The 17,228-nt window shown below is 45.3% G+C and carries 15 protein-coding genes; 5 read left to right on the plus strand and 10 right to left on the minus strand.

Annotated features, from left to right (window positions below; translation table 11 throughout):
* Positions 1 to 107 precede the first annotated feature (107 nt).
* The gene (locus FTV12_RS08860) at positions 108 to 698 is read left to right on the plus strand and encodes a TIGR00730 family Rossman fold protein (protein ID WP_180011182.1); all 591 of its coding nucleotides are present in this window, start codon (positions 108 to 110) and stop codon (positions 696 to 698) included.
* 28 nt (positions 699 to 726) lie between these two features.
* Complete coding sequence (locus FTV12_RS08865; protein ID WP_180011184.1) at positions 727 to 1,128, plus strand: NUDIX domain-containing protein; 402 nt, start codon at positions 727 to 729, stop codon at positions 1,126 to 1,128.
* Position 1,129: 1 nt separating this feature from the next.
* Here FTV12_RS08865 and FTV12_RS08870 read toward each other — a convergent pair whose 3' ends face one another.
* Together FTV12_RS08870 and recG are read right to left on the minus strand one after the other, a co-directional pair.
* Positions 1,130 to 1,765: a ComF family protein gene (locus tag FTV12_RS08870; RefSeq protein WP_180011186.1), complete on the minus strand. Its 636-nt coding sequence runs from the start codon at positions 1,763 to 1,765 to the stop codon at positions 1,130 to 1,132.
* Positions 1,752 to 3,797: an ATP-dependent DNA helicase RecG gene (gene recG, locus FTV12_RS08875; protein ID WP_179992766.1), complete on the minus strand. Its 2,046-nt coding sequence runs from the start codon at positions 3,795 to 3,797 to the stop codon at positions 1,752 to 1,754. Before recG ends, FTV12_RS08870 begins: the two co-directional genes overlap by 14 nt.
* A gap of 33 nt (positions 3,798 to 3,830) precedes the next feature.
* On the opposite strand from recG, the gene FTV12_RS08880 reads away from it, so the two are divergent.
* Positions 3,831 to 4,643, plus strand: a complete 813-nt coding sequence (locus FTV12_RS08880) for an NAD-dependent epimerase/dehydratase family protein (RefSeq protein ID WP_179992767.1) — start codon at positions 3,831 to 3,833, stop codon at positions 4,641 to 4,643.
* Between the two features lie 177 nt (positions 4,644 to 4,820).
* Here the strand turns inward: FTV12_RS08880 and plsB are convergent, their stop codons facing one another.
* A complete protein-coding gene (gene plsB, locus FTV12_RS08885) occupies positions 4,821 to 7,388 on the minus strand; it encodes a glycerol-3-phosphate 1-O-acyltransferase PlsB (RefSeq protein WP_166135528.1) in 2,568 nt (855 codons plus the stop codon).
* Between the two features lie 282 nt (positions 7,389 to 7,670).
* Between plsB and FTV12_RS08890 the strand changes: the two genes are divergently transcribed.
* Positions 7,671 to 8,543 carry an acyl-CoA thioesterase II gene (locus FTV12_RS08890; protein WP_166135531.1) on the plus strand — a complete coding sequence of 291 codons (873 nt, stop codon included), beginning with the start codon at positions 7,671 to 7,673 and terminating at the stop codon, positions 8,541 to 8,543.
* Between the two features lie 143 nt (positions 8,544 to 8,686).
* Complete coding sequence (locus tag FTV12_RS08895; RefSeq protein WP_180011188.1) at positions 8,687 to 9,925, plus strand: dicarboxylate/amino acid:cation symporter; 1,239 nt, start codon at positions 8,687 to 8,689, stop codon at positions 9,923 to 9,925.
* On the opposite strand, the gene FTV12_RS08900 is transcribed toward FTV12_RS08895, so the two are convergent.
* From FTV12_RS08900 to FTV12_RS08930, 7 genes are all read right to left on the minus strand, one after another.
* On the minus strand, positions 9,922 to 10,344 hold the full coding sequence (locus FTV12_RS08900) for a VOC family protein (RefSeq protein WP_373687227.1): 423 nt from the start codon (positions 10,342 to 10,344) through the stop codon (positions 9,922 to 9,924). The two genes, FTV12_RS08895 and FTV12_RS08900, sit on opposite strands and share 4 nt — an antisense overlap.
* Before the next feature lie 109 nt (positions 10,345 to 10,453).
* The gene (locus FTV12_RS08905) at positions 10,454 to 11,398 is read right to left on the minus strand and encodes a metal-dependent hydrolase (protein WP_180011193.1); all 945 of its coding nucleotides are present in this window, start codon (positions 11,396 to 11,398) and stop codon (positions 10,454 to 10,456) included.
* A 102-nt stretch (positions 11,399 to 11,500) separates the two neighbouring features.
* Positions 11,501 to 12,418 carry a ribosome biogenesis GTP-binding protein YihA/YsxC gene (gene yihA, locus FTV12_RS08910; protein WP_125278969.1) on the minus strand — a complete coding sequence of 306 codons (918 nt, stop codon included), beginning with the start codon at positions 12,416 to 12,418 and terminating at the stop codon, positions 11,501 to 11,503.
* A gap of 93 nt (positions 12,419 to 12,511) precedes the next feature.
* Positions 12,512 to 12,952, minus strand: coding sequence for an Rrf2 family transcriptional regulator (locus FTV12_RS08915; RefSeq protein WP_004786937.1), 441 nt, complete (start codon positions 12,950 to 12,952; stop codon positions 12,512 to 12,514).
* A gap of 89 nt (positions 12,953 to 13,041) precedes the next feature.
* Entirely contained in the window at positions 13,042 to 14,250 is a 1,209-nt protein-coding gene (gene hmpA / locus FTV12_RS08920) for an NO-inducible flavohemoprotein (protein WP_004786935.1), read from the minus strand.
* A gap of 152 nt (positions 14,251 to 14,402) precedes the next feature.
* Positions 14,403 to 15,953, minus strand: coding sequence for a helicase HerA-like domain-containing protein (locus FTV12_RS08925; RefSeq protein ID WP_180011195.1), 1,551 nt, complete (start codon positions 15,951 to 15,953; stop codon positions 14,403 to 14,405).
* A gap of 18 nt (positions 15,954 to 15,971) precedes the next feature.
* Positions 15,972 to 17,174, minus strand: coding sequence for a PLP-dependent transferase (locus tag FTV12_RS08930; RefSeq protein ID WP_180011197.1), 1,203 nt, complete (start codon positions 17,172 to 17,174; stop codon positions 15,972 to 15,974).
* Between the last annotated feature and the right edge of the window lie 54 nt (positions 17,175 to 17,228).

Raw genomic sequence — 17,228 nt, forward strand, 5'->3', positions numbered from 1 at the left:
TTTTAGACAAGGAATTGAATAAAAACACTGATTGTGCAGTTATTTTTGAAAAAAAACTCTCAGGCGCTGCCTGCGTACTATATACCGGCAATGCAATGGTGAAAATGATGAATTCTATCGCAATTTTCTGTGGCTCAGCGCTAGGTTCTGAACCTGGTTATAAACAAATTGCCGAAAAGGTAGGCCAAACCCTGGCAAAAAGACAGCAAACACTGATTTATGGTGGTGGTCGTTCCGGATTGATGGGCATTGTAGCGGATAGTGCCTTAGCTGCAGGGGGCGAGGTCATTGGTGTCATTCCAAGACCCCTAGTGAATCGCGAACTGGCACATCCACATATTACCAAGCTGTATGTGGTCGATAATATGCATGAACGTAAGACCAAAATGTCAGAACTCTCCGATGGTTTTATTGCCATTCCGGGTGGTGCAGGAACGCTCGAGGAAATTTTTGAGCAATGGACTTGGGCACAGCTCGGGATTCATAAAAAACCTTGTGCTTTTCTCAATGTCGATGGCTTTTATGATGATTTGCTTAAATTCATTCAGATGACCACGGACAAAGGTTTTACCAAGCCACGTTTTACTAAATCCCTGATCGTAAGTGAGGATTTCGAAGAAATTTTGCAGAAATTTCAAGACTACCAGCCGCCTGAAGCGAAATGGGGTATGGTCGATCAGGAAGATCTCGTAAAATAAGTATTTCCCATTTGATCGTTCCGAATTCATGAAAATTATTACTGTCGCAGCTGCCATTATTTTGAATTCAGATCAGCAGCTGCTGGTGGTTTGCAAGAAAAATACTGACTGTTTTATGCAAGTTGGTGGCAAGCTGGAACCGGATGAAGCACCTGAACGCACCATGCTACATGAAATTCAGGAAGAAATTGGTTGTCAGGCTGAGATCCAGCAATTTATCGGGTGTTTTGAAACTCAAACTGCCAATGAACCGGATCATCAACTGGTCAGTTATGTTTATCTGGTGCAATTAGATGGCGAGCCACATATTGAGGCTGAGATTGCCGAGATGAAATGGGTGGATCTAGATCGGGAAGATGTAAAACTTGCACCACTGACTACAGAAATTGTCATACCTTGGGTTAAAAAGAACTTACTGGCACAAGCCTGATTTAAAGTTTGGCTCCCGCCAGACAGGCGGCATAAATCTGCTGACAGCCCAGTTTTTCCAGTTGCTGGCTCAAAGCTCGAATTGAGCTGCCAGTCGTAACCACATCATCAATAATTAAAACCTTACGATAACGGACTTTTGAAGAGATAGTGACCCTGAACTGGGCTTCAATATCTTCGATACGTTCCAGACGGCTTAAGCCTTTTTGTGAATGTTGCTTGAGTCGTTCAATTGGTTGCCAGACGGGAACTTGCAAGTGTTTAGCTACATGCTTGGCCAGCAACAAAGATTGATTATAGCCACGTTCAACCAGTCGTTCGGTTGAAATCGGCATAGGAACCACTGCACTGACTTTAGGAAATTTTAAGGTTAGTAATGCACCTGCCAATAATGGTTCCAGATGCAGCTTCTGCTCATATTTAAATAATTGAATCAGGCGATCCATCGGGTAGGCATAGTCACACGCCACCTGAAACTGCATTTCCTGATGCTGAATAGTCTGATGTGTCCAAGGTAACTTTTGCCAGCAATCCTGACAGACAGAATGCAGGTTTTGATAATCTGTCTGGCACAGCTGACAAGGCTGTAAACGATTCAGCCAGAGTTTACCCTGTTGTAACAGCTTAAACATAGGCATAGCGTGGAGCCTCAGGTAGCCAGCGTTTTAATAATGCATCCGCCTGTTTCGGATAATCTTTTAACATCTGCTGGGCGACATAGTGCGCCTGATTCAGCAAGTGATCATCACGTGCCAGTTTGGCTACACGGAAACCCATATCACCGGTCTGTTTGGTTCCTAACAATTCACCCGGACCACGTAATTCCAGGTCTTTCTCGGCAATGATAAAGCCATCATTGGTTTCGCGCATGATACGCAGACGTTCCTGACCATTTTGTGACAATGGATTTTTATAGAGCAGGGCACAGAAACTGGCTTTGGCACCACGACCCACCCGACCACGCAGCTGATGTAGTTGTGACAGGCCAAGCCGTTCGGCATTTTCAATCACCATAATCGAAGCATTCGGGACATCAACACCGACTTCGATCACAGTTGTAGCAATGAGTAGCTGCAGTTTATTGTCTTTGAATTCCTGCATGACTGCCTGTTTTTCATCGGCTTTCATTTTGCCATGTACCAGACCGATATTCAGTTCAGGGAAGCGTTCCTTGATCTCGGCAAAGGTTGCTTCTGCGGCTTGAGCATCCAGAGTTTCCGACTGTTCCACCAAAGTACAGACCCAATAAGCCTGTTTACCTTCAGCACAATTCGTGGCAATCCGTTGCAGAACCTCTTCGCGACGATCCAGCGGAATGGTCACAGTCTGGATCGGAGTACGACCCGGTGGCAATTCATCAATAATTGACGTATCCAGATCGCCATACGCCGACATAGCAAGCGTGCGTGGAATCGGGGTTGCGGTCATCACCAATTGATGCGGCGACATGCCATCCAAGCCTTTATTTCTCAAGGCTAAGCGTTGATCGACCCCAAAACGATGCTGCTCATCAATAATTACTAAGCCCAGTTTGGCAAACTCGACATTTTCCTGAAACAGGGCATGTGTGCCCACCACCAGATGCGCGCTACCATCACGGATCACTTGCTCTGCTGTAGTACGCGCTTTACCTTTCTGCTTGCCGGAAAGCCAGGCGACATTTAAACCGAGTGGTTCGAACCAGCGCTTGAAGTTGAGGTAATGCTGTTCGGCCAGAATTTCAGTTGGCGCCATCAGCGCGACTTGCCAGCCTTCTTCTAGGGCATGACAGGCTGCTACGCCGGCAACCAAGGTTTTTCCTGCACCCACATCACCCTGCACCAGACGTAGCATCGGTTTATTCTGTTTCAGGTCTATAGCAATTTCCTTAGATACGCGTTTTTGCGCACCGGTCATTTCGAAAGGCAAACCGGCCAAAAGCTGTTTGGCATAGGTCTTACTTGGAGAAAATGAAGGGGCTTCAATCTGCTGAATAAAAGCACGCCGGGTCAGCAAACTGATTTGATGTGCCACCAGTTCCTCAAAAATCAGACGCTGCTGTGCCGGATGTGAGCCTTGAGTGAGCTGCAACATATTGGCGTCCAATGGCGGATGATGAATATATTCCAGTGCCTGCTTCAGGCCATAACCATTGCTAAATTTTTGTGGCAACAGTTCAGGCAAATCATCACTGTGCAGTTCTAGTGCCTGTTTAATATATTCCCGCAGCTTGGGCTGAGTCAGTCCTTCGGTTGCCGGATAGATCGAGGTGAGTTGGGTATGAGGCAGAGGCGTATGTTCAGTAATGACTTGCAGCTCTGGATGATACATTTCCAGACCACGGGCACCGACTCGCACTTCACCAAAGACTCTTAAACGGTTACCGAGCTTGCAGCGATCGGTAATGCCTTTATAAATATGATAAAAACGCAACGTTACTTTGCCAGAATTATCATCCAGTAAAACTGCCATGGACTTACGTTTACCAGGTGGGAAGTCAATTCCTTTCACGACACCTTCCAGCAAATAGCTGCGTCCCACTGTCAATTGATTCATGGGAATGATCGTGCTACGGTCTTCATAGTCACGTGGTAGATGAAAAAGCAAATCATCAGTATTAAAGATATTTAGTTTTTCGAGTAAAGCAGCGGCGGCATTGCCAACGCCTTGTAACTGATGGACTGCAGCCATGTCCCCTCAACCAGGTCTGTGATTCGGTGTCGAATGCATATTTTATTTATTGGTTATGGTAAAACATCCGAGCGGGTAGCTAAACAATTATTTGAGCAAGGTCATCAAATTAGCACAATTAGCCAAAGTCCCAAAACAGATTCATTCGCAACTCATCTGATTCAGGATGTGCATACTCTAGATTTAAGTGCAGTCGCTTCGATTGATTGGGTCTATGTGTTACTCAGTCCCAAACAGAGTGGTGTCGAAGCCTATCAGCACATTTATCTGGATTCGGTTCAGCCAATCGTCACTGCCTTGAAATCCCATCCGGTAAAAAGAATTGTGGTGGTTTCATCAACCCGGGTTTATGGACAGAATGCAGGTGAAAGCGTGGATGATGAAACTGAAATTCATCCGAATGATGCTCAAGGTGAAATTCTGCATCACATGGAACAGGCGTATCTCGCGGCTTATCCTGATCAATGTACCATTATCCGCCCAAGTGGGATTTATGGGACTTCTGTGGCACGTATGCAGAAAATGGCAACCTCAATGATCAGTTATCCAAATCTGCACTGGTCGAATCGTATTCATATTGAAGACTTATCACGTTTTCTAGCTCATATGATTCACGTGGAACATCCTGATTCTTCATATATTTTGACTAATAATCAGCCACAACTTTTGCATGAAGTCTTGCAATGGTTTCAGCAGCAGATGGGTTTATTTATATTGAAAGTGGAAAGTGACAGGGTGGCGGGTAAAAAGCTGTATGCCACAAGAATGGAAAAGATAGGCTTTGAGTTAGAGCATCAGGATTGTTTTCAGGATTATTTAGAGTTGATGAATAAGACTGATTTATAAATTTGGAAGTTCCTCCTCCCTCTGGGAGGAGGTTAGGAGGAGGGTTTTTTTAAAATCACCTCTCCCTTGCGCAGCAGTGCTGCTTGTCTCCTAAAAGGAGAGGGAATATTTATCATTTTTATTAATTCTCAAGTAAAAAAAGAGAGGCCAAAACCTCTCTTTTTCTTTAAGTAAACTTTACTTTTTCTTGCGTTTCGCACGTTTCTTGGCTTGTTCAGCCGCAACCGCATCTAGTGCTTCTTTCAACTCTTCATCGGTAAAGGAGGTGATGTGATGCAGCATTTGCAGCTTCACTTCATCCAGTACCAGATCTGCATACTGCGCAACATTGGTCAGCTGCTCATCATAGACAATGGCATTGTCTTCGTTGGTACAAATATAGCCTTTTTGCGTCAGAACTTTGATAAAGCTTTGGAACAAGGCCTTGTCAAAGAATTCTGGCGAGTTGAATTCATACAGTACAGAAAGACGTTGCCCCACCAGATGACTCAGCTCTTCCACCTGACGGGTTGAAATATTGCCTGGGCCACGCTGGGTGATCAAAGCCAGTGTCATGTAATAGCGTTCCAGACTTTGGGTTACTGGAGCAGCCAGAACTTCAAGCTGGTGATGCGCTTCAGTATTCGGTGCTGGCGCTACCAGATTTTCACCATCTGCACTGATCAGATTGGTTGCAAGTAAAGCATCGATATAAGCATCAACATGTTGCTGAATTTCGTCTTCTTTCCATTTCAGGAATAGCTCAGCTTTCAGGAATGGATAGAGTGTACTGCTAGCGTTGATCGCATCTTCACGGCGAATCATGCCATTGTGTTCTACCAGTGCCGCAATCAGGGACGGCAATACAAAGCTATGCACGATGTTATTACGGAAATAAGTCAGCAATACGGCCTGATTATCTTCAATGGCAATGATATCGCCCAGAACGTGTTTCACCCGTTTAATCAGCTTGAGCTTCATTGCATAGGCAATAATCTCTTTACCTGAAAGTGAGGTAATTTGCATACGCTCATCATAAGGTAAAGCCACCAGCAGATTACGGTAGGTATCCAGCTGCTTGATACAGATTTCTTCGTCCAGCGTATGTTTCGGTGTTGCCAATAAAATAAGTGACAGCAGTGAAACCGGATTCACCACGACTGCACGGTTGATATTTTCCAGAATGGCTTGGGCAGAACTGTTGACTGCGTCGGATACTGGCTGCGGAATCGGATCATCATTCTTTTCAATTTTGATATGTTCTGCACCATGCTGTTTCAGGATGTCATCCAGAAATACCGGTTCACCGAAGTTCAGATGGACCTTGCCAAAAATACGTTCAATTTTGCGCAAGGTTTTCAGGATGCCAAAAATAGATTCTGCTTCTTTCGGCTTGCCATTCATCTCACCGACATAAGTACCACCTTCCATCAGGCGTTCATAGCCGATATAAGTCGGAACAAAGACAATTGGCTTAGCTTTGCCACGTAAATGACCATGTACGGTCATCGCCAGCATGCCGGTTTTTGGTGGCAGCAGACGACCAGTACGTGAACGGCCACCTTCGATAAAGTATTCCAGTGGGGTATTACGCGACAGCACGCTATACAGATATTCTTTAAATACGGTGGTATAGAGTGCATTACCGCGGAAGGTACGACGGATAAAGAAAGCACCGCCACCCCGTAAGATCTGACCCACAAATGGCATGTTCAGGTTATCACCTGCCGCAATATAAGGCACCATCAGACCACGACGATAAATCACATAAGACAATAACAAATAATCGATATGACTGCGGTGACATGGCGTATAGACAATTTCGTAATCTTTGGCCAGTTCACGCACGGTACTGAAATTATGTACTTCCACGCCGTCATAGAGCTGGGTCCATAAACGGGTCAGGGCTTTATCGGCGAAACGTACGGTAGAGTGAGAGTAGTCCGATACAATTTCATTCAGATAGCCAATCGCACGACGTTCTGCTTCCAGCATGCTGATTTTGCTGCGGATGCTTTCATTACGAATAGCCGCCTGTACATCCGGAGATTTAATCAGGCCATGCATCACATTACGGCGGTCTGACAGGTCAGGGCCGAGGATCACTTCACGCTGTGCATCCAAATAGTCATTCAGACGGCTGACAATATAGGTCGCTGGCGCTGAATTTGGATAAGTTTCTTTGGCAAATTCCATGAGGGCGCGCAAAGATTGTGGCTCATGAAACTCCAGATAAGACTGGCGACCATGCAGACCGATATTGACCAGCTGTTTGACCCGGCTTGGCGTAGACCAGGTATCGGTAAATAAAAGCTTGAACCAAGAATCTTCTTTTTCAGGATCACGACCCCAAAGTACAGTCACCGGTACCAGTTCCACATCCAGTTCGGGATTTTTTTCTAGGACTTCAATCAGGCGTAACAGGCGCGGAGGAAAAGCATGTGGTGGTGAGCTAAGCAGATTATTCTCATCATGATGCTGCAGGAACAGCACCGAAGCCTTTTCCTTGCTGTCACCAATCTGTAGAGGGTCAAGCGCGGGCGGCATGTTTAAACGGCGAGTTTCCGCATCGACCACCAATGCATTACTGCGTGAATGATTCTGCAAGATATAGCAGACGATTTTCTGCTGTGCTGCCGGAGTCTGGTCAGCAGTAGGAGTTGTCACTTCACTTGGTACTTCCCCAAGAACATGCGGGGTGACCACAAGATCAAGTAGCTTACTTGAAAGCTTGCGATACATTTGACCAAAGCCACTCTTGGACATAGTTACTCCTAATTTTACTGACCAAAACTACAGAATTTCTGAGGGAATTTATTTTGATTGATTATAAAAACAAACAATATGTCATTTTCTGACAAATTCAATCGAAGTGGTTCAATTTTAGCGCGAAAGCAGATGTTTTTCCTAGTAAGTTGCAAGATCAGTTGACAGAACAGTCAATCAATCTTTAGAAGATTGCTTGGATTTTATGGCAGAATATTCAGAATAAATTGTATAGATTTATTTCTACACTTCTGGATCTTGCCAATATCACACAGGTTGCTTATGAATGCCTTAACACAGGAACTGGTCGAGCTGCTCAGTTTAGAAAAGTTAGAAGAAAATATTTTCCGGGGAATTAGCCGTAATCTGGTAGGCAAGCGCGTATTTGGTGGGCAGGTTCTGGGACAGGCCCTACGTGCTGCCTCTTATACCACAGATCGTCCTGCGCATTCACTGCATGCCTATTTCCTGTTTGGTGGCGATGTCAATGCACCGATCATTTATGAAGTGGACCGTATCCGTGATGGTAAAAGTTTCGTCAGCCGTCAGGTTCGCGCCATTCAGCATGGCCGTACCATTTTCATGTGTATGGTTTCCTTTGCGCATCAGGAAGAAGGTCTGAACTATCAGATTTCAGAACCTGAGTATCCACCAGCAGAAAGCCTGAAAAATGAAGCAGAGCTCACCCGGCAGATTATTGAATTTATTCCGGAAAATGTGCGTGCGTCTTTCATGCGTGACCGTCATGTCGAAATTCGCCCTGTAATGCCAGTGAATCCATTCCAGCCGCAACCGGAAGCGCCAAATTATGCGCACTATATCCGTACTCATGGAAAGATCGCTACAGAAGTGGATGAAATTTCCTTGCATCAGGCGATTGCTGCTTTCTATTCGGACTTTACCCTAATGACCACGGCGCTACGTCCGCATGGTTTAAGTTATCTGTCTCCAAGCTTGCAATGTGCCAGTATTGACCATGCCATGTATTTCCATAAACCATTCCGGGTAGATGAATGGATGTTATACGACATGGATGCTACTCAAAGTGCCAGTTCACGTGGTCTGAACTTTGGCCGCATGTGGCAAAATGGTGAGCTGGTCTGCAGTACCACACAAGAAGGCCTGATCCGTTTACGTGAAATTGAAACTCAATAAAGCATACTTTTAATTTAAATAAAGCCGGATCCCAGATCCGGCTTTATACATTTTTAAACACGGCTCTTTATAAAAAATTACTCGATTCTCCAGTACTTGCATGGCATAGTGCCTTTAAGATCAATATTAAAAATGCATGTAAAATGAGCTTAAATACGCAGATTTTAATTGCCGCCGTATTGGGGGTACTGTTTGGATTTTTACTGACTTTATTTCCGCAAAGCACATTTTTTGATATCGGCCTGTACGGGATCGGAATTGCCAGTAGCCTTTTTATTGGTCTGCTGAAAATGATTTTGATTCCCCTGATTTTTACCTCAATCGTAGTTGGGGTGTCTAATCTGCAGGCGGGGGGACAGCTGAGTCGAACCTGGAAAATTACTTTGCTGTGCTGTGTGACCACCACCTCATTGGCACTGATTTTAGGGCTAACCTGTGCGCATCTGTTTAATGTGGGGAGAGGTGTGGATGTGGTGATGTTTCAGGATGCTATGGCTCAGCATCAGACTCCTGATACTTTAACGCCGTCGTCTTTCTTTACCAATTTTATTCAGAATACCCTGATCAATCCCTTTAAAGCCTTTGCTGATGGCAATGTTTTGGCTGTTGTGATTTTTGCTCTGTTTATCGGTGTGGCGCTGGTCGCAGGTGGAGACAGCTTCCGTACTGTGCGTAAGCTGAGTCACCAGTTTTTTGACATCATGATGTTGATGATTGGCTGGATCATGAAACTGGCACCGATTGGGATTTTTGCATTACTCGCCAAGTTAATTGCCACTGAAGATATTTCAGTGCTGAGCCGTCTGGCCGAGTTTGCGGCAGTGGTGACAGGCACTACAATTTTCCACGGAATAGTGGTGTTGCCGTTATTGCTATGGATCTTCGGAAAAATGAATCCGCTGACCTTTTTTAAAGGCACCCGTAGTGCATTAATTACTGCCTTTGCCACCAGCTCCAGTTCGGCAACCATGCCGATTTCTTTAAAATGCGCGCAGGAAAATCTGGGCGTACGTCCGCAAACAGCTGGTTTTGTGATTCCTCTTGGCACGCAGCTGAATATGGATGGAACGGCACTTTATGAAGCTGCAGCAGCTTTGTTTATTGCCAATTTGATGGGACTGGATTTAACCTTAGGTCAGCAGCTGGTGGTTTGTGCCACGGCAATGATTGCGTCCCTAGGTGCACCAGGCATTCCAAGCGCTGGCATGGTCACTATGATCATGGTACTGCAATCAGTGGGTTTACCTGCTGAAGCGATTGCGATTTTACTTCCGATTGACCGTCTACTCGATACGGTACGTACAGTAGTGAATGTACAGGGCGATATGATGATTAGTGTGGTGGTAGATCGACATACCCGCGAGCCTGAAGTGCCGGTTTAATCTTTGTCTAATTCAGCTTTATCTAAGTCCGGATTCCAGACAATTTCCCAGAGATGACCATTGGGATCCTGAAAATAACCTGCATATCCGCCATAAAAAGTCGTGTGTGCAGGTTTAATAATTTTAGCGCCGGCACGTTCAGCCTGTGCCATTGCCTGGTCGACTTCTAAGGGACTATAGACATTATGCCCCAGAGTCATTTGCGTCGGACAGATTGGGCTTGGCTCCAGACCGGTATCTTGCTGGATACTACGCTCTGGCCATAAGGCAAGCTTAAGACCAGGTTGTAATTGAATAAAAGCCACCGCGCCATATTCAAACTCTTCACCCATAATTCCTTCACTGGGAAAACCCAGTCCATCACGGTAAAAGCGTAGTGAAGCTTCCAGATCGAGCACACCGAGGGTAATCACAGAAATCCGTGCTTACATAAGTCCCTCCTGATTATGATTGTTATATTTCTATCTTAGGACAAATAAAAAGCAGGGAAGCGATCCCTGCTGTTAGAAATTGTAATAACAGGCAAGCTTAAGCGACTTTGAGAGTAGCGCGTTTGGCTGCCTGTGAATGGTTGAGATAATGCAGCGCATCATCGGTACTGCCTTCATGCACCGGATCATACCAAGGCATTAAATAACCGAGCTGTTGGGATACTAACCACAGCGGGTTAGGCAGAAGGCGGTTATCTGACTGGGAAATACGCAACCATTCTTTCCAGATCCAGGGTTTATATACGGCTGGCTTATACTGCTTGAAACGTGAATCCTGCGATAACAGATGTGCAGCACCATCCACCCAAAGGCCAATTACACCAATAATGACCACCACACTTAGATAATAACGGGCAATATAGCCGCCACCTAGGTGACGATATAAATCAAAAGCCACACTACGATGTTCAATTTCTTCAGCACCATGCCATTTCACCAGATCCAGCATATTCGGATCAGCACCCAGACGTTCCCATTCAGTATTGTAGAGTGCGTATTTACCTAGGACACAGGTCATGTGTTCTATCGTCGCAATGATACCGAGACGGAACAGATCCCATTGGTGTTCTAAGATTTTAGGAATTTTGAGACCGAATGGCTGATCGGCGAGCAGCTTGTTAAATAGGAAATGCATGATGTGCAGATTGCGCTGGATATCAATCTGACGTTCAGATAAATATTCTTTATTGGCCGAATTATGCGCTTGGGCATGCATGGCTTCCTGACGGATAAATGCCTGCACATCATGCTTTAATTTTTCGTCAGTGATCTGGGGGAGGACTTTGTTATATAAACGGCAGAACCAGAGTTCACCCGCGGGCAGAATATTGTTAATTTCATTGACGAAGTAACTGGCAAAGGGCTGATCAGGAATCCAGTCGACTGGAGTGTCTTGCCATTCAAAGCTGACTTTGCGAGGCTGGATAAAATAGGAAATGGAAGAGCCAATTCTTGTTGTTTTGAAGCGCGAAAGTAAAGACATGGTGTGAATCCATCACTGCTTGATCAAGACAGTATGAAAAAAATATCCCGAATTGCAGCAGGCAATACGGGACATTCTTTTATCCGATGAAACACATTCGGCTTATTTTTGTGGATCCTGTTCGACAATCTTTGTTGGATCGACTTCCACAGGCGCGTCCAGATCATTCAGTTCACTGGCACTGACTTCATGAGCGCTGTTGGTCTCATCTTCATCTTCTAATAATTCAATTGGTTCATCAGCTTCGTTTAAATCATGCATTGAAGCTTCAGGAATGCTGTCCAGATCAAATTCAGGTGCTTGATTCAAAGTGAAGTTCAAACGCCCGCCCATCACACTGGCCAGTTCTTCCAGACCTTGCTTGTTTAGAGAAGAAAACAGTTGAATCGAGAAATCCAGCTTCATCTTTTTCAGTTTGGCTTTCACTTCTTGTAGCGCTTTCGAAGCAGGGCCACGGTTCAGCTTGTCGGCTTTGGTCAGCAGCACATGTACGAATAATTTACGTGAATAGGCCCATTCCAGCATCATCACATCAAAGTGTTGTAGCGGATGACGGATATCCATCAGCAACACCAGACCTTGCAGGCTCTTGCGGTGAATCAGATAGTTTTCCAGTTCTTTCTGCCAGACAATTTTCATGGCTTCTGGGACCGCTGCATAGCCATAACCCGGTAAATCGACCAGACGCTGATCCGGATTGCCAAGGCTAAAGAAGTTGATCATCTGGGTACGGCCTGGTTTTTTGGACGCACGGGCCAACTGTTTCTGATTGGTCAGGGCATTGATGGCACTCGATTTACCCGCATTGGAACGGCCAGCAAAAGCCACCTCATAACCGGTATCTTCTACACACAAGCTGAGCTTGGGTGCACTCATCAGGAACTCAGCTTTGCGTAACCAGTTGAGGGCTTGTACCGAATATTCAGTAATGGCTGGATCGACCTTTTTTTCATAGCTGATCTTTTGCTTTGGGGCATTTGATGCCTTACTGTTTTTCGACTTTCCTCTGCTGTGATGCATGGCTCAACTTCAATGACTAATTATACAAGAAGCTATTATAAAGGAAGTCGGGCGGGCAAGCGAACTTTAGAATTGCCCAATAGAATAAGGGTATTAGAGATTGATCAGGCTAATTGGTGACTGGATACTAAAATGTTCCTTGGTCGGTTCAACGACATCACCCAGAATATATTGATCGAGACTGGTGTAGAACTGCTCCACCGCCTGATCCAGAATGCCTTTTAATCCGCAATTGGTACGTAATACACAGGGTGGATCATTACATTCCACAATCTGGTTGTCACGTTGCAGAATACGCACAATCTGTCCTAGCTGAACTTTCAGGGCAGCCGGATTAAGACGGATTCCACCGCCTTTACCGCGAGAGGTAATGAGCCAGTCCTGTTTCGCCATAAAGTAGGCAATTTTCATGGCATGGTTCTGTGAAATCTGTAAGCGCTCCGCCAGCTCGGCAATCGTATAAGGCAGATCGCGGGGTTGTGCAACATACATCAGTATGCGCAGCGCATAGTCAGTAAATTTATTCAGTTGCATGATAATACTGATGTTTTTGATGAAAAAAATTAGGGTTAGTCTAGCATACCAGGCTAACCCTCTGTTTTTATTTTAAGCTGAAGAAGCAGTTAGTGGCGTACACCACCTGTGCCAAAGGCTTCGCTATGAATGTTCTCAGCAGGAATTCCGCGAGCGACAAGCGCCTTTTGCTGTTCAGCCATAAATGGCATTGGGCCACAGAGATAGTAGTCTGCATTGGCTGGTAATAATGCGCTATCTACAGTGCTTAAGTCCAGTCGACCGGCAACATCATAATCCTCGCCCAGTTTATCGCTTGGGTGCGGGAATTCATAAGCAGTCATTGTGCTTAAACGTGGATATTTGGCTTTCAGGTCATGAATATGCTGTTTCATCGCATGAACCTGTTTGCTACGGCAGGCATGGATGAAAGTCACAGGTTGTGGCATGTCCAGAGTCACCAGCTGGTTTAGCATGGCCACCATTGGAGTTAGACCTACACCGCCACTGATGAACACATTACGTTTATTCGGATCAATCAGGTAGAAGTTACCTGTCGGTGCAGAGACTTCAATTTCTGAACCTTCTGGAAGGCTATGTAAAGTATTCGATACCCAACCTGGAACCATGTCGCCTTTCTGGTCTTCACGTTTCACCGAGATACGCAGGTAGTCTGCTTGTGGGCAAGTCGACAGGGTATATTGGCGTGGTTGTCTCAGATTTAACTCAGGTACAAACACACGTACAGAGATATATTGGCCAGCTTCATATTTCGGTAATGGACCGCCGTCGACTGGAGCCAGGTAGAAAGAAGTGATTTCGTCACTTTCCACGACTTTCTTGGCAATCTTGAAGTTGCGCCAGCCTAACCAGCTGCCTTTAGTCTGTTCATGCTGGTCGTAAATCGCTTTTTCAGTTGCAATGAACAGATCCGCCAGTTGACCGTACGCTGCAGCCCAAGCATCAATCAATGGATCATCCATCGAAATGTTCAGCACTTCACTGATCGAATGCAACAGGTTTTCCCCAACAATACCGTAATCCGGTGCCTTAATGTTTAAGCTCACGTGTTTATGTGCGATCAGCTCAACCACGGGTAACAGCACAGATGGATCTTCGATATTTTCAGCATAAGCCAGAACCGCACCTGCCAAGGCTTGTGCTTGAGCTCCACTGCGTTGATGTCCCATGTTAAAGGTTTCTTTCAAATCAGGATTATTGCCTAGCATGCGGTTATAGAAATAACCGGTCAGGGCAACCCCATTTTCACGAAGTACAGGAACAGTGGCTTTTACAAGGTCAATTTGCTGTGGAGTCATAGCTGATCTCTCATGGCTGTTATTTATAAGATGTATTTAGAATACATCTTATAAAATGCTTTTACAATATAGTAAAAGCATAAAACCATAAAAAAATTATGGGATATAAAAATATCCCATAAAAATGATGTTTTCGATCGGAGAAAGGAAGGTTATTTGCGCCCGAAGAGGGAACCTAATAGACCACGCACAATTTTCTGTCCGGTACTACCACCTAGACTACGTGCTGCACTTTTGGCAAAGGTGCCGACAATATCCTGAGTCAGTTTTTCTCGTTGCTTGGCTGCGCGTTCAGCTTCTTTTTGCTGTTCTCGTGCCAGACGTTCCTGTTCTTTAATTTGCTGCTTGGCAAGAGCTTCCTGTTCCTTGCTTTGCTGTTTGGCAAGTTCGGCGGCCTGAGCCTGTTGCTGGCGTTCTGCGACCTTGTTTTGCAGCATTTCATGGGCGCTATCCCGATCGACTGGCTGCTCATAAATACCGGCGACAATACTTTGCTGCATGAGAGCCTTGCGTTCTTCAAGCGAGATCGGTGTAAAGGATGAATGCGGCGGCATGACCCAGCCACGCTCTACTATTTGCGGAATGCCTTTTTCATCCAGGCAGCTAATTAGGGCTTCACCGACAGCAAGTTCGGTAATCACCTGATCGACTTTAAATTCAGGATTGGCTCGGAAAGTCTCTGCTGCGGTTTTCACTGCTTTTTGATCTTTGGGAGTGAAAGCCCGCAAAGCATGTTGAACCCGATTGCCGAGCTGGCCTAAGACACTTTCAGGTAAGTCCAACGGATTTTGCGTGACAAAATAAATCCCTACACCTTTCGAGCGAATTAGACGCACCACCTGCTCAATTTTTTCTTGCAGGGCAGGGCTGGCATTATCAAAGAGTAGGTGGGCTTCATCAAAGAAGAACACCAGTTTCGGTTTGTCCAGATCACCCACTTCTGGTAACTGTTCAAATAACTCTGACAGCATCCATAGCAGGAAAGTGGCGTACAACTTCGGTGTATTCATCAGCTTGTCGGCAGCCAGCAAATTGATATTGCCGCGGCCTTGGCTATCCGTTTGCAGGAAATCCATCAGGTCGAGTGCTGGCTCGCCAAAGAATTTATCCCCGCCTTGATCTGCAAGTGCCAATAAATTGCGTTGAATCGCACCGAGGCTGGCGGGGGAGAGATTGCCATATTCCGCTTTAAAGTCTGCAGCATGTTCGCTGACATAGCTGAGCATGGCTTTCAGGTCTTTAAAATCGATCAGTAACAAGCCCTGATCGTCGGCAATCCGGAAGACTGCCGAGAGAACACCTTCTTGCGTGTCATTCAGGTTCAGGATGCGGGCAAGCAAGAGTGGCCCAATTTCAGAAATCGTAGTACGGACCGGATGGCCTTGTTCACCAAACAGATCCCAGAATACGACCGGCGAAGCTTCAAAAGGAATCGAATCAATATTCAGACTTTTAATACGTTCATCAAACTTAGGATTACTTTCGCCTGGCTTGGCCAGGCTGGAAACATCGCCTTTGGCATCGGCAAGGAACACGGGTACACCAATGCGAGAAAAGTTTTCTGCCAAAACTTTCAAGGTTACCGTTTTGCCGGTTCCGGTCGCGCCGGCAATCAGTCCGTGACGGTTGGCAAGCTGTGAGTGCAGTACAATATCTTGCGTAGTATCACTGGTTTTTTTTGCAATAATGATTGGTGTACCCATAAATTTTCCTGTTGTTATTTATTCATTTTTAAGTTTTTTCATTTCTTGTAGTGCATGCTGAATATCTTCAATCAGATCTTCCGGATGTTCCAGACCAATACAGAAACGAACCAGAAAACCCTCCTTCAAATGTGAATGTTCAAGCACACGCATTTCTTTTAAGTTATATAGCATGACCAGACTGACAGGACCACCCCAGCTAAAGCCAAGCTTAAACAGTTTTAAGCTGTCACAGAAATTGCGAATATCTTGCAACTTGTAGTTATTGTCAAAAATTACGCTGACCACTCCGGCACTGTGTCCTTGCTTGCAAATTTCTTTCCAGTTTTTATGGCCAGCATTGTCAGTATCAGCCGGATGTAAGACCTGAACAAATTCTGGTTGTTGTTTGAGCCAGTCTAATAAGGTTAAGCAGCTTTGTGATTGATGTTCATATCGGAGTTGCATTGAAGCCAGACTACGTTGTACCTGAGCGACATCATCACCTGATACTGAAATACCCTGAATGGCATGGGCACGGAACAATTTGTGATGTAATTCTTTATCGCGGGTAACCACTGAACCCATCAGAATATCACCGCCACCACTTGGATATTTAGTCAGGGCATGCACGGTCATATCGACACTTAAATGATCCTCACCAAAATCAAATGCATTAAAGGCGAGACCTGCGCCCCAAGTATTGTCCAGCGCAGTGAGGATATTGTTGGCTTGAGCCTTCTTGACCAAGCGACTCAAATCAGGAAATTCTAAAGTCACGGAACCCGCCGCTTCCAGCCAAAGCAGTTTGGCTTTTTCCGAGGGCTGAAAAGTATCCGTGTCTATCGCATTATAGACTTTGACCTGAATACCATAGCGGGTTTCCAGATTGCGTAGATGTTCCATGTTTGGACTATAGATATTATCTGCAACCCACACTTCATCGCCCTGGCTTAAAAAACAAGAATTCACGAGATTAATCGCGGATAAACCACTCGGTGCCAGCAAGCAATATTGACCGCCTTCGATCTGGGCAATGCTATCGCCTAAGGTAAATGTCGTCGGTGTACCATGCGTGCCATAGCTATAGTCATAGTCATCAGTCCAGTGGCGATTAAATAGGGCATCAGTATTGTTAAAGATGATGGTGGATGCACGAAACAGGGGAGGTTGAATACTGGAAATATATTGCGGGGCCTTTCGTGGTGCATGAATCAGCGCTGTTTGAGGATTTTTTTTCACGTGAATGCTCTTAAATGTAATCAAATATTGCTTTAGCTTAAGAGAATCTCATTA

The organism is Acinetobacter sp. YH12233 (assembly GCF_013417725.1).
Taxonomy (GTDB): Bacteria; Pseudomonadota; Gammaproteobacteria; order Pseudomonadales; family Moraxellaceae; genus Acinetobacter.